This is a genomic window from Bacillus sp. JJ1566, from assembly GCF_036962685.1.
Lineage (GTDB): Bacteria > Bacillota > Bacilli > Bacillales > Bacillaceae_L > Ferdinandcohnia.
Map to the genome: position 1 here is coordinate 76,954 of NZ_JBALOP010000032.1, position 14,631 is coordinate 91,584.

13 protein-coding genes are annotated in these 14,631 nt (G+C 38.5%); all 13 read right to left on the reverse strand.

Going from position 1 to position 14,631, the window contains the following annotated elements:
* Positions 1 to 353: 353 nt before the first annotated feature.
* The 13 genes from fabG to V7112_RS14090 all read right to left on the reverse strand — a co-directional run bounded on the left by fabG (position 354) and on the right by V7112_RS14090 (position 14,604).
* Positions 354 to 1,091, reverse strand: coding sequence for a 3-oxoacyl-ACP reductase FabG (fabG, locus tag V7112_RS14030; protein ID WP_335420789.1), 738 nt, complete (start codon positions 1,089 to 1,091; stop codon positions 354 to 356).
* Positions 1,088 to 1,999, reverse strand: a complete 912-nt coding sequence (gene phaZ, locus V7112_RS14035) for an intracellular short-chain-length polyhydroxyalkanoate depolymerase (RefSeq protein ID WP_335420791.1) — start codon at positions 1,997 to 1,999, stop codon at positions 1,088 to 1,090. Before phaZ ends, fabG begins: the two co-directional genes overlap by 4 nt.
* On the reverse strand, positions 1,999 to 3,012 hold the full coding sequence (locus V7112_RS14040; RefSeq protein WP_335420793.1) for a 3-oxoacyl-ACP synthase: 1,014 nt from the start codon (positions 3,010 to 3,012) through the stop codon (positions 1,999 to 2,001). Before V7112_RS14040 ends, phaZ begins: the two co-directional genes overlap by 1 nt.
* Positions 3,013 to 3,018: 6 nt before the next feature.
* Positions 3,019 to 3,198 carry a hypothetical protein gene (locus tag V7112_RS14045; RefSeq protein WP_335420795.1) on the reverse strand — a complete coding sequence of 60 codons (180 nt, stop codon included), beginning with the start codon at positions 3,196 to 3,198 and terminating at the stop codon, positions 3,019 to 3,021.
* Positions 3,199 to 3,210: 12 nt separating this feature from the next.
* Complete coding sequence (locus V7112_RS14050) at positions 3,211 to 4,218, reverse strand: branched-chain amino acid ABC transporter permease (RefSeq protein ID WP_335420797.1); 1,008 nt, start codon at positions 4,216 to 4,218, stop codon at positions 3,211 to 3,213.
* Positions 4,219 to 4,222: 4 nt separating this feature from the next.
* Complete coding sequence (locus V7112_RS14055; protein ID WP_335420799.1) at positions 4,223 to 5,083, reverse strand: branched-chain amino acid ABC transporter permease; 861 nt, start codon at positions 5,081 to 5,083, stop codon at positions 4,223 to 4,225.
* Between the two features lie 152 nt (positions 5,084 to 5,235).
* A complete protein-coding gene (locus V7112_RS14060) occupies positions 5,236 to 5,943 on the reverse strand; it encodes an ABC transporter ATP-binding protein (RefSeq protein ID WP_335420801.1) in 708 nt (235 codons plus the stop codon).
* A complete protein-coding gene (locus V7112_RS14065) occupies positions 5,927 to 6,694 on the reverse strand; it encodes an ABC transporter ATP-binding protein (RefSeq protein WP_335420803.1) in 768 nt (255 codons plus the stop codon). Before V7112_RS14065 ends, V7112_RS14060 begins: the two co-directional genes overlap by 17 nt.
* A 70-nt stretch (positions 6,695 to 6,764) precedes the next feature.
* Positions 6,765 to 8,024: a substrate-binding domain-containing protein gene (locus tag V7112_RS14070; RefSeq protein WP_335420806.1), complete on the reverse strand. Its 1,260-nt coding sequence runs from the start codon at positions 8,022 to 8,024 to the stop codon at positions 6,765 to 6,767.
* Positions 8,025 to 8,115: 91 nt separating this feature from the next.
* A complete protein-coding gene (locus V7112_RS14075) occupies positions 8,116 to 9,120 on the reverse strand; it encodes a 3-oxoacyl-ACP synthase (protein ID WP_335420856.1) in 1,005 nt (334 codons plus the stop codon).
* Between the two features lie 25 nt (positions 9,121 to 9,145).
* Positions 9,146 to 10,627, reverse strand: a complete 1,482-nt coding sequence (locus V7112_RS14080) for an o-succinylbenzoate--CoA ligase (protein WP_335420808.1) — start codon at positions 10,625 to 10,627, stop codon at positions 9,146 to 9,148.
* A gap of 16 nt (positions 10,628 to 10,643) precedes the next feature.
* A complete protein-coding gene (locus V7112_RS14085) occupies positions 10,644 to 11,249 on the reverse strand; it encodes a TetR/AcrR family transcriptional regulator (RefSeq protein ID WP_335420810.1) in 606 nt (201 codons plus the stop codon).
* 118 nt (positions 11,250 to 11,367) lie between these two features.
* Positions 11,368 to 14,604, reverse strand: a complete 3,237-nt coding sequence (locus tag V7112_RS14090; RefSeq protein WP_335420812.1) for a BTAD domain-containing putative transcriptional regulator — start codon at positions 14,602 to 14,604, stop codon at positions 11,368 to 11,370.
* Positions 14,605 to 14,631: the final 27 nt, after the last annotated feature.

Consider the following 14,631-nt stretch of genomic DNA (forward strand, 5'->3'; position numbering starts at 1 on the left):
TTCATTCAATATTTTATTACGTTTTGTCTTTGAGACAGGCTATCTGAGACAGTTCATTCAATATTTTATTACGTTTTGTCTCTGAGACAGGCTATCAGAGACAGTTCATTCAATATTTTAATACGTTTTGTCTTTGAGACAGGCTATCAGAGACAGTTCATTCAATATTTTATTACGTTTTGTCTTTGAGATAGGCTATCAGAGACATTATTACATCAACATCACAGCTTGGTTTTGTCTTTCATCCAAGCCCTCAAAGACATATCCTCTACACCACTCCCGATTATGTCCTTGAACCAAATATCTTCTTTAACCAAAAAAATTAGGAGCCATAAAATCAGCTCCTAGTTGAATTACATCATTATTCCACCATCAACATGTAAGGTTGTTCCGTTCACATAGTCCGATTCATCGGATGATAAAAATAAATACGCATTGGCAATGTCTGAAGGCTTTCCTAGTCTTTGCAGAGGAATCATCATTTTCATTTGATTGATTACCTTTTCGGGTACTGCTGCAACCATCCCAGTTTCAATAAACCCCGGCACAACTGCATTGACATTAATCCCTTTTCTACCAAGTTCTTTTGCCCATGTTTTCGTCATTCCAATTACTGCTGCCTTTGATGCCGCATAATTGGTTTGCCCTACATTCCCATATACACCAGTTACAGACGAAGTACTAACGATTTTCCCTTTTCCGTTAGCAATCATATGTGGCACGACGGCTTGGGTGCAATTAAAGACACCTGTTAAGTTTACATCGATAACCTTTTGAAAATCCTCTTGGGAAAGCTTTGTCAGCATTGCATCACGAGTAATTCCTGCATTATTAATTAAAATATCAATTTTCCCAAATCGCTCCATAACAGCGGCGACTGTTTTGTCAACACTCTCTCTGTTTGCTACATCAACTTGAAAAAATTCAACATCTGCACCTTGTTCTTTCAGTTCTTTGGCTCTCTCAGCCCCTGTTGTATCATAGTCTGTTAATGCAACCTTTGCACCCTCACGTGCAAAAGTAATGGCGGCTTCTAACCCTAGTCCATTTGCCGCTCCAGTGATTATTGCAACCTTATCCATTAATCTCATTTTGCCGGCTCCTTTTGTTCGATAAATTCATGCATATGTTTTAATAACAGCTCTAAGTTATCAATCAATGGAGAATGTCCACAGTCTGGTAATTCAATAAATGTTCCTACTTCCCCTAAGTCCTCAACAATTTCCTGTGTCATTTTATCTGTGATTACTAAATCTCTATCACCACGTAAAATCAAGACTGGGATTTTTATATTTTTCACAAGACCGTTTCCGTCAACTAAACCGTTATGATATTCACTAATATTATATTTATTTAATGAATAATAGACTTCAGCTAGATTTCTTTGTGTTAACATATCGTCTAAATATTCATCATAATCCTTCTCATCTGGCTGGTTATGGGTATAAATTAAAGCATTCCAAATTGCTTTTAATACTTCCTTATTTCTAGTGTCATACGCATTTTGAATCGGTATAATTCTAAGTGGATCCTTTAATAAATCCTCATAAGTTTTAAGTCTCTTTGAATAATCTTCTTCCCCCTCAGAATTAACCTCATAAAGTGCAATACCTCTTGTTGAGACAGACTCTACCAATATCAACCTATTACAATATCCTGGATAATCCGCCACAAATTGCATTGATACAACCCCACCAGTTGACCAACCAGCAATTATAAAATCAGATAAGCCTAATTCATCAACAAATAGTTTAATATCATCGGAAAAATCCTTTATCGATTGAACTGGTTTGTGATAGGTGGATATCCCAAATCCTCTCATGTCCACTGCATACACCTTGTAATCGCTATCAAGATTTTCAATAACAAGATCCCAATGTTTAGATGAAGTCATGTTCCCGTGGATGAGCAGAACTACTTGTTCTCCCCCTTCACGTTCCCTATAGCCCAGTGTTTCTCCATTTGCTAGATTAACAGTCTTTAGTTCAATTGCTGACATTAACAATCCCCCCATTTTATTGCAGTGGCACCCCATGCATATCCTATTCCAGCACTTACTAGAACAACAAGATCCCCTTCTTTTATTTTACCGTTTTTTTCCGCTAACTCCATAGAAAGTATTTGATCCATTTGACCTATATGTCCGTATTCATTAAGATAAATGGATTGTTCCTGGGTTAAACCTAATTCGCTTAACACATAATCATGGGCTGATTTTTTCATGTGGAGAATACCTAAATAATCAATTTCTGCTTCGGTATACCCGCTTTTTTTGACTGCCTTTCGAATCACCTGAAGAAAATTATCCATCGACTTTTCTTCAAGTCGTTGTTTCATTCCTTCTGGGTCAAGAACATCCAGCATATTTAGTTTTTGCTCTAGCGCTTCCTTTGTCATTGGATTCTTTGTTCCGCCTGCTACTACTACGACATCCTCAGAAAATGCACCATCTGTCATAATATGACTTTCTAGGACGTGATTTTTAGTGCTATCTTTTTGTAAAAGGATAGCACCGCCACCGGCTCCTAAATTATACATAAAGCGAGTTCTAGGATTCTCGTAATCAATAAAATCTACATTTCGATAGCCACCCGCTAGTAATACCGTTTTTATGGAATCATCTGACTTCATCAAATCCTTTGCAACCTTTATCGCCATAATTGTCGTTCCACAGCGCATTGCAACATCAAACCCCCATGCATTCATGGCGCCAAGTTCCTGTTGCATTTTAATTGCTGCTGTCCATAAAGGATATTCCTTATGCTCTTCCCCAATATAGATAATTAAATCAATTTCCATTGGATCAATCTTTGCCTTTTTGATTGCTTCTCTTGCTGCTTTGATTCCCATTTCACAAGTATGGTCATCTGGTCCTGGAATCGGTTTTCTTAAAATTCCTAGCTTTGTTTCAACGATTTCCTTTGGAATCCCACTCTTCATTGAAATGTCCTCCGAAGTAAGAAACTCATTCGGAATGTATATCCCTGTACTTAAAATTCCAACTGATTGCAAAGTAGGTCACTCCTCTATTACACGTTTCATAAACTGAACAGCATCATCTAAATCTGTCACGACTACTTCATCTTCTCCTTGAACATGGCTCACCTTTATCCGCCATTGCTTTTTCATTGTCTTGTTATCCACATCAACCAGCGCACAACGGACAACGAATGAAGTAATGGGTTGATTATCATTCATAGCCCTCACTCCTTAGCCAGCTATTTTTTCTTTTTCATAGTCTTTCGTTTTATTGGTTCCTTTTCTTTTATAAAACCACGACTTGACAGTTCCAACGATTCCCGTTGGGAAGAACATAACGGCTAATATATATAAGATACCAAAGAAGATCATCCATCTTTCAAAAATCCAGTGAACCTTTGCAAGTCCAGTAAGCCAGTGGTGTGCAAATTCGATAAGGCCCGCTCCAATGATGGCCCCGACTAGCGTTCCGACCCCTCCAATAATCGTCATGAGAAGTGCATCAAGGGTTACATCAAGGGCAAATACCGATGTATTTACAAACCGTAATGTGACAACATACATCGAGCCAGAAACACTTGCAATCAGCCCTGCTACAATACTCGCAATGATTTTATAATGAATCACATTATAGCCAAGTGATTCTGTTCGGGGTTCATTTTCACGAATTGCTTGGAGAACCCTGCCAAGAGGGGATTCTGTGAATCTTTTTAATACTAAAAATACGATAATCATAAGAATCAATGTGACAAAATATAGGGTCATACGGTCTTTTAATACATCTGGAACGCGGAACGTAAATCCATCATTTCCTCTTGTTAATGACCTCCATTTTTCTGCCGCAACTAAAAACAAGCCTGAAAATGCCAATGTCAGCATGGCGTAGAAGTGACTTTTTAACCGAAGTGAGAGCAAACCTACAATATAACTTAAAATCGCCGCGAGAATCATTCCAACTATAATGGATAGTAGAAAGATTGGGATAGTTGGCTCAAATCGATCTAAAAGAACTCCTGTCGTATAGGCACCGATCCCGAAAAACATTGCATGCCCGAATGAAACAATTCCTGTAAAACCTAGTAAAATATCATAGCTCATGGCAAAGACAGCAAAGATAAAGATTTGCGTAAATAAAATCATTATACTTCTAGTATCATTAATAAATGGATAACATAGAAGGAATACTGCTGCTGCAATGTATATGATGTTAACTTTTGAAGAATTAGTTAGAAGCCTCATTTCCTCACCCCTTTGCACCGAATAATCCTTGTGGTCTGAAAATTAATACAACGGCCATTAGCAACATATTCACTGCAAGTGATAATTCAGGGACATAATAAGCCATATAAGCACCTGATAGCCCTACTAAAATTGCCGCAAATAGTGACCCTGTAATACTTCCCATCCCTCCGATAACAACGACGATAAATGCGAGAATTGCAAACTCCATTCCCATCTCTGCATAAATTTGTCCGGAATAAGGTCCAAGTAATACACCACCAAGAGCTGCCATTGCTGCACCCACCATAAAAACTAGCATAAAAATCTTTTTAATATTAATACCAAGTGATTGAACCATTTCCTTATTAATTACACCTGCACGAACAATTAGGCCGATTTTTGTATTTTTTAGAATGTAGTAAACAAGGAAGAAAACTAAGAACCCAACTAAAATGATAAATAAACGATATTTGATGAGAATGACTCCTCCAAACTCCCAACTTCCACTTAAATAGTCAGGGGTTTTCGCACTTAATTGGTGTGGCCCCCAAACGACCTTAAGCATTTCGGATAGGACAATCATAACCCCAAGCGTTATTAAAATTTGCTGGATATGATTTCCGTAAACTGGAGTGACGATGAATTTTTCCATTAGCAAGCCTAAAATTAAACCTGTAATTAGTGCGGTAATGATTCCAACTATGAAACTGCCGGTTTGCCCATAAGACCAAACACCGGCATATGCTCCCCAGGCAAATAAACCACCATGAGCAAAGTTCAAAACATCCATAAGTCCAAAAATCAAGGTTAACCCGGCAGCAAGTAGGAAGATTAACATACCTGTCGCAAGACCGTTGACCGTTAAATTGATAATTGCATCCACAAAATATCCTCCTTTCAAAGAAAAGCGCAAGGCGCCTGCCTATCGGTGACAAGCATAAGACGAGCGCTGACAGAAGGTGCACTTTACCTTCCGAAGCGATTGGCTTAGACCAGAGAGCCGATGGCGCCTGGAGCTAGACACCCTCGTTCCTGTTAGGCAATACCTAAATATTGTTTACGTAGTTGTTCATTTTCCTTTAACTCTTTCATTTCGCCACGATGAACAGTTCTTCCATCGTCAATGATGAAAAATCGGTCTCCTATTGTACTTGCCATAAAAAAGTTTTGTTCAACAAGCACAATTGAGGTCTTTGACTTCATCTCTTGGATAGATTCCATTACTTTTTCTACCACAATTGGAGCTAGTCCCTTACTTGGTTCGTCAATTAGAAGCAAATCATTATTATTAACATAAGCCCTTGCGATAGAAAGCATTTGCTTTTGCCCACCGCTGAGGTTACCACCTTTTCTTTTCCAAAACTTCTTTAGGTCAGGGAATAAGTTCAAAATATAATCGAGACGTTCCTTTGTATCATCGTTTTCCTTTTTGATTGCGACCTTCATATTTTCCTCTACTGTTAACTCACCAAATATTCCTTGATCCTCAGGTACATAACCAATCCCTTTTGCAGCAATATGATAGGTTGCCAGACCTGCAATATTTTCCCCATTAAATTCGATTGTTCCTTTAGCAGGTGGATTAAGTCCCATAATTGACCTGAGGGTAGTTGTTTTACCAGCGCCGTTTCGCCCTAAAAGAACAGTAACCTCTCCTTTTTTCGCTTCAAATGAAACGCCTTGCAATATATGAAATTGGTCAATATACGTTTCAATTCTCTCTACCTTAAGATGCAGTGTCATCGTACAAACCTCCTAAATACGCTGATTGGACTGTTTCATTATCCATAATTTCTTCAGGTGTTCCATCCGCTAGCAATCTACCGTTAAATAAAACCATTACACTATCAGACAGGTCGAGAATCATATCCATTTTGTGTTCAATTAAAATGATTGTGCGGTTCCCTTCTGCTTTAATCTTTTTTATGACCTCAAGGATCGCAGGAACCTCCTCAAGGGACATTCCGGCAGTTGGTTCATCCAATAGCAGAACCTCAGTCTCCAATGCCAAAAGCATGGCAATTTCCAACTTTCGTTTTTCGCCATGTGCCAAGTTTTTTGCAATTGCATCTGCTTTATTATCAAGAAGAACAAGCGATAGAATGTGTAGTGCTTTTTCTTCGAATTGTCGATATTTACGGAAGTGCTTAAACATTTGATACCGAACTCCTGCCACGGATTGAACGGCTAAACGAACATTTTCTAATACTGTAAGATTTGGAAAAACATTTGTGATTTGAAAGGAACGACCTATTCCTTTTCGTGTACGTGCGGTTGGAGAAAGCTTTGTAATATCTTCACCTTTTAAGAAAACTTGGCCGTTTGTAGGTAAAAGCTGGCCACTTAGTAAATTGAAAAATGTTGTTTTACCTGCACCATTTGGTCCGATGATTGATTTGAAATGGTGAGGAGGAACTGTAAAATTAACCTTATCTACAGCAACATGACCTCCAAATGCGATTGTCAGGTCTTTCGTTTCAATAATATTCTTCACGTAAATTCACCTCTTTTTTCTAAAAGGAAACTTCGGTAGAAAGATACTACCGAAGTTCCTTGATTTTTCATTAGTTACGAACTGGTGGAGCTGTTTCTTCAGGGCTTAACTCTCTCATTAGAACTGGAACTGGATAATCCACACCATCAACCTTTTCTAGGCGAATCGCATATAAAGATTGAAGTGCTTGGTGATCTTCTTCACGGAACGTCATTTTTCCTTTTGGAGTGTCAAAGCTCATGCCTTCCATCGCTTCAATTAGCTTATCTGCATTTGTATCGCCATTTGTCTTTTTAATCGCTTCAACAATTGCTAATGCAGCAGTCATACCGCCTGGAGTAAATAAATCAGGAACCTCTCCGTTAAACTTCTCTTTATGTTTTTCAACTAACCAATCGTTAATTTCATTTTTAGGGAGCTGATGATAGTAAACTGTGAATCCTTCCATTCCAACTAAGGCATCCATTGTAGCAAGTGCTGGGATATCTGGAGCACCAGTCGAAATTTTAATGCCGTTTTCTTGTACTTTCATGTCTCTAATTTGATTCCATGGTGTGTTTGCACCTGCCCAAACAACGTATAAATAATCAGGCTTTGCTTCAATAATTTTTTGAACATTCGATGTAAAGTCTGTTGCTGCTGGATCTGCATACTCTTCATGGATAATCTCAGCACCTAATTTTTCCGCTGCTTCCTTAAACGCTGCGACACCATCACGACCGAATGCATAATCAGGGGCAAGTGTTGCAATTTTTACACCTTCTTTTGCAATTGCCGCTGCACCTGCAACAGCATCCTGTGAAGAGTTACGTGCCGTTCTAAAAATATATTCGTTCCAGTCTGCACCTGTAATACTGTCTGCTGCAGCTGGCTCAACAATCATAATTTTTTCATATTCCTCTGCTAGCGGAAGCACAGCTAATGTATCCGCTGAACTTGAAGAACCGACTAGGAAATCTACACCGTCTTCTTCTATTAACTTAGTTGCTTTTTGAATTGCAACCTCAGGCTTTGTTTCAGTATCCTCTATGAAAAACTGAATTTCTTGTCCATTCACTTCCATTGTTCCGTCAGTTGCATATTCAAGGCCAAGTTCAAACCCTTGTGTTGATTGTTTACCGTATGCCTCGAGTCCACCACTCAATGAAGCAAGCACACCGATTTTGATTGGATCTTTTGCTTTTGTTTCTTCTCCTGGTTTCTCTGAATCACCTTGGCTTGGTTTCTCTTCTTCTGTACTCGAAGATCCTGAACTACAAGCTGCTGCAACTACCATAAGCATGGCAAGCAAGCTTAAAAAAAGCATTTTACGAAATGAGAATTTCTTCATTTTTCCTTCCCCCTTTTTAATCTTAAAAACTGTAAAACCTTCTGCAATAATCGTACTTGGTAATAGTTACATTTTAGTTACAGACGATAAATCAATAAGCCTTCCATTGAATAACTGTGGCTGCCCATGTATAACCTGTTCCAGCACTTACCGCAACAGCAATATCGCCATTCGTTAATTTTCCTTGCTCCTGTGCAAAATGAAGGCCAACGCACGGGTCAAGTGCGGACATATGTCCATGGTGCTCTAAATAAATTGTGTTTTCTTCTGGTATATGTAGTGTCTGAAGTAGTTCTCTGAACATGGAGCGTTTCGTATGCAGTGGTAGAAGAACTTTTATATCTTGAGGTGAATATCCGCTATTTTGTAATGCTTGTCGAATAACTCTTTCAAAATTTGGAATAGATACAGGGTCTAGTCGTGCTTTCATGCTAGATGGATCAAGTACGTCGATGTAATGCTGTCTATTTCTTACGGTTTCCATGCTTGGGAACAGTTTGGAACCCCCAGCTGGTACACGGACATCTTCATAGAATGAACCATCGGTAATGATCGAGCTTTCAAGAATTTCACTTTTGGCAGAATTTTTCGTTATTAATGCTGCTGTCCCTCCATCTCCAAAATTAAACATAAACCTGGAGCGAGGATTTTCATAATCAATGATTTGAGATTCTTTACAGCCTCCAACGAGCAAAATATTTTTAATCGTTTCATCTGATCGAAGCATATCTTTTGCTACTTTTAAGGCAATCGGAAAACAAGAGCTCACATTCATTAATTCAAATGCATAGGCATTTTTTGTCCCAAGCTCAAATTGAAGTTTAGGAGCACATGACCACACTAAATAATCCTTATGTGGACTGCCAAAATAGATAACGACATCAATTGATAATGGATCTATTTTGGTAAGAATTTGTCGGGCCGCTTCAATTCCGAGGTCTGTCGCCTGCATCGTGTCATCTGAAACATGCTTTTGATACAGGCCGAACTTCTCGATGATTACTTGTTCAGGAATTCCTGTTTTTTTCGATAAATCCTTCGCTGTTTCTATCCCGTTTGGAAAAAAAACACTTGTTGCTTCAATTCCAATCTTAATTGCACTCATCTGTTATACCGTCCTTTCATAAGTTCACAAGCCGGTTTTTTTGAATTTTTCCGGTAGCATTCCTAGGAAGTTGATCAATAAATTCTACTTTTTTCGGAATCTTGTATCTTGCTAAAAAATGATTACAATATTCGATTATTTCTTCTTCTGTTAATAAACTCCCCTTCGTTTTTACAACAAAAGCCATTGGAACTTCTCCCCATTTCTGATCAACTACTCCAGCTACAGCCACTTCTTCAACATCTGCTAATTGCCCTATTACTTGTTCAACTTCTAATGGATAAATATTTTCTCCACCAGAAATAATCATTTCTTTTTTCCTACCGACAATATACAAAAATCCCTCTTCATCAACCCTTGCTAAGTCTCCGGTATATAACCAGCCATCACGAAGGGCTTCAGCTGTTGCTTCCGGTTTGTTCCAATATTCCTTCATCACATTCGGTCCACGAACAATAAGTTCTCCTACATCACCTTCTTTTACGATGAACCCTTCCGAATCTATTAATTTATACTCACAAAACATAGCAGGCTTTCCAATCGAACCTTTTTTTCGTTCGGCATCCTCTTTCAAAAGCATAAAGAGGGTAGGTGATGTTTCGGTCATCCCAAAGCCCTGTCCAAATAATAATCCCTTATCAAAAAAAGCCTGAATAAGTTCGTGTGGACATGGAGCACCGCCATTGTAGAACCAGCGAACAGATTTCAAATTTGTCTTATCAAATGAAGGACTATGTAAGATCGCCTGATGGATCGTAGGAACACCCATTATGATTGTCACTTGGTGCTGTTCGATCATCAATAGGACCCTCTCGGAATCAAATTTCCCCTCAGGAAGAATGATGGTCCCGCCAGCATACAAGGTTGGAAATGCAAATAAACCAATTCCACCAATATGAAAAAGAGGTAGTAATACAAGTGACCGGTCATTTGAAGTAATATCAATTGCGAGCGAATTATTGATCGCATTCCAAAACATATTACTCTGTGTCAAAACCGCTCCCTTTGGTTTTCCAGTCGTTCCTGAAGTGTAACAAATCAAATAGGTAGCGCTTTCATTTGTTTCGACTGAAACCTTTTCGTTTCTAGCTTCTAGATGTCTTATTGTATCAATGGATATGATTTCTTTCAGGCTGGTTTCCCTCTGCAATGAAATGGCAGTTTGTTGATATATATCCTCTGCAAATAGCACCTCTGTCCCACTATCATTTAATTGATAGATAAGTTCATTTACTGTTAAACGAATATTAAGTGGGACAGCAATACATTCAATCTTTGCGATGGCAAATAATAATACAATGTATTCATATCTATTTTGAGACAAAATCGCGATACGGTCGCCAGCTTTTATACCTAACTCGAGTTTTAAGTAATAAGCTAATTTGTTTATATCCTGACTCAATGTTTGATAGGTAATTTGATTTTTTTCTGTGATAATAGCAATACGCTTCGGATGTAATTCAGCTCTTTTTTCAATCCAATAAGCAACGCCTTGCATGATTCTGCTCCCCTTTCTAGTCTTTTTTTAGCCCTTCAAAAATGAGTGTCATTGCTGCATCAAAAGCCTCTTCAGGAACATCCCGCTGTTCCCAATACACCCATCTCATCCCAAGAAACTGGCCAATAGACATTAAGCAATAAGCAACCGTTTCTTGATCAATCTCTTTAAACTCTCCTACTCCAATTCCTGCAGACAAACTTTTTAAAAATCCATTTGCAAGTTTATCGTAATACCATCGGTAAAGATCCTTATCCACAACCACGGCTTGTTGAACGATACTATATAAATTTCTGCGATTTTTAACCCAATTAAAGAAGGCTTTGAATCCTTTACGTTGTGCATCTTCGAAGGTTTTAGCTTTACCCATTTCTTCTTTAATTGCTAATCGAAGCTCCCGACTATATTGACGAATTAGTTCATCAAAAATATCTTTTTTTGATGGAAAATAATTATAGAAGGTCCCCTGTGCTACCTTTGCTTCCTGCGAAATATTTACAATCGAAGTTTCATAGTATCCTTTTTGTCCAAATATCTCCTCTGCTGCTCGTAAAAGTTTCTCTCTTGTCTCTAAACCTTTAGGGGTCAATACTTTATCATCTGCGCTTATTATTTCTGACACCTGAATCACCTCTCAACTTTTATTATATACAAGTTTGCCAATTTTTCAATAAATTTTAAAAAATAAAAAAATAAACCATTACAGAGTAGTAATGGTTTATCTTCAAAGCATTATTAAGTTAGTTATGATGCTGAAGAATCATGTCGTACATTTGTTTTGTTGGCTGCATTGGGTCGACCCCTAGTTCGTCTTCCAATGCTGAAACACATTTTTTGTACCATTTGATCGCTTGAGGTCGGTTGTTTTTATGGTAATAGCAGAACATCAATAAGCGATATGCTTCTTCCCATGTTCGGTCCTTAGTTAAAATTTGTTCACACCAATAAATCGCTTCATCAAACTGTTCCGTTTGCACAAAGCTTTGAGCAATCCGTTCAGCACCCCTTAAAAACAATACTTGAAGTCGCTCTCTTTCATTTAAGCACCAATCTTCATATCTACGATTTGGTAAATAATCCCCCTCATAAAACTCCAATGCCCGTCTTAAGAATTTAATAATCTGCTCGGTATCCTTTTCGTGCAAACCTGCATGGATCCATTCTTCAAACTCAATAATATCAAGCTGATAGCCTGCTTGCTGATTAAGCCCGTAGGATGAACCAATCCGCCCTATAAAAAATGGTGTTGATCTTGCAACTCGGTTTGGCTCTAACGCGTTATTTAATGCATTTAATGCTACCTTAAAATCTCTTGCTGCGGCCGCTTCGTCATGTTCGGGCCAGAGGGTAGCAAATATTTCCTCCCTAGCAATCATTGTATTTCGCATTGTAACAAAAAGCTCAAGCAACTCCTTAGCCTTTCCTCGCTGCCAATCGGATTCCTCTACCTCTTGGCTGCCAAGCCAGACTCGGAATCTACCTAATGTTTGAATCCTTAATGTGTAGCCGGGATGGGACGTAATATTAGAATAACCCAAATGATTCAGAAGCTGATTTACGAATGGAAGATGAATTCCTTCCTTCTGTGCATCAAGTAATAATGGAACGACATTATATAAATCTAACGGACCGAAAGTGGTACGTTTCGTCAGAATAAAATCATAGCCCCCGACCTGCATTTTTTTCAGAAAGCTCGTAATCACTTCGATAAATGCATCCTTGTCTTTTCGATGATAATAGAGAATTGCCAACCAAAGCTGGGTTAAGACAATCCCGTATTGGTCACCACAATTTCCAAACAGGGCTTCACATCTTTTTAAGTATGTGTTCGCATCCTCCCACTTTTCATTATGAACAGAAGAAATACCCATACAAAGTAAAATCAATGCAGAGAGCCAGGAATCTTTTACCTTTTCTGTTTCTTCCAGGGCTTTATTCCCAAATTCAATGGCCCGATCATATATTCCTCTATTTCCATAGAGAATACATAGACCCATTAATGGCTCTGCTTTTCCCCTGGCAACTTTTATTTCATCCATGATTTCTAGCGCCGTTTCATAGCATTGTGTGGCAAGTGAAGTGTCATATTTATCGAGTAACTGCACGGCATGTCCCATCCGCATCCAGCCACAGGCTTCAACAAATGGTGCCTGAAATTGAACTCCCTGTTTAATTCCTGATTCAGCAAGTTCTTTAGCGGCTTGCCCGTTGCCCATAAACGACTCAATTAACGATAACAACAAATCTGTTTCACGGTGGGATTGCTGTAAATGCACCGTTTTTTGATCCTTTTCAACTACTTTCTTTTGAGACAGAATCTTTTTCGCTTCTACAAGTTTTCCAGTCCGCAAATACAATCTTGATTCTAGGTTTCCGTCTAAAAGTGGGATATTAAGTTCTCGTCCTTTTTCATACCACTTTTTCGCTTTATTTGCATGGCCAGCATTGGCAAGGTTTTCAGCCATTAATTGATAGACCCTGCTCTTATCTTCACTCGAGGAAGCTTCATTTTCTTCAAGTGCTTCAATTGCCTGTAATAAATATCGCTCTGCTTTCCCGGGTTGAATTGTATCAAGATAAATTTTCGCTTGTCCTTCATAGGCCTTGCTTAACCCCTCTAGGTCTCTTGCAGAACTAGCAAAGTGAATGGTTTTTATGTAACAATCCTCAGCCTCCTTATAGGAACAACGGTATCTTAACGCTTCCCCCTTATAAAGCCACAGTAAGTAATAATGATTCATAAGTGATTCAGGGATCTTTTTAATCCGATCAAGAAGACCTTCAAGCTGCCCATTTTGAATCATTTTTTCTCCGTAATGGTGGAGAATTTCTGCTATTCTTTCATAATCACAAGTCTCCTCAAGATGGTAGATTGCTTGATTAAAATCTCCTATTCTTTGATAATATCGAGCCGTTTGAATATGAAGATTATGAAAATGCCGTTCATTTGTCGAAAATAGACGCTGTTCCAGAAACTCCTTAAACAGAGCATGGTAGCGATATTGACCTTCTCCAATTGAAAGTAAAAAGAGATTATGGTCGGAAAGCTCCTTTAACATTTCACCTGAGCCCCTAATCCCTAAAACTTCATCACAGACTTTTCCGTTCAATTCCTCAAAAATACACGTATTCTCGAGAAATTGCTGTACCATCGGTGGCTGCTTCATAAACACTTCCATCGCAAGGAAGCGAAACAATTCATCGAGTGATTTCGATTTATTATTGAGGATTGTCTCCAACCCTCCGTCAGAAGAAAGCTGCGCTCGAATCATTCCAATCGCAATGATCCATCCTTCTGTTAATGAAAAGATTTTCTTTATATCTTGATCTGTTAGATCCCCCTCGTATAAATCACTTAAGAGGACTTCAACTTCATCAAACGAAAACATGAGGTCGCGCTGTTTAAGCTCAAGGAGTTCTCCCTTAACCGTCATCGAGGTTAGAAAATCCCAGCTTGGTTTTATCCGACTTGAGATGACAAGATTCAAATTCATAGGAAGATGTTGGATCAACCAAGTCATCCAATGGTCAATTGAGGAAGAGTGCTGAATCAAATGATAGTCATCAATAACAAGCATGACATCCTTATTAAGGATCGTTATCTCATTTATAAACAGCGAACAAAGCGTTCTTATTTCTTCATCCCGTACATACCGTTCTATATTTTCAACATAAAGAAGGAGTTCCGTTCCAAAACCTTGGTAATTCTTCCGAATCGCGTAGACCACATATGTTAGAAAAGGAATAATATCATCATCATTCGTACCTACACTATACCAGCATGATGTATTTTTTTGATCATGAATAAAGGACGCTAGTGCAGTTGTTTTTCCGTAACCGGCTCCAGAATGCAGGATGGTTAGAGGATAACGTGGAATCGTTTTCATTTTCTTCATTAAAGATGGTCTTCGTAAAATGATGTCCTTTAAATTGGGGGGAGTTATTTTTGTTTGTAGAACTTGTATCTTAGTCCCCATTCCATAACCTCCTTTCGAATCAAATGC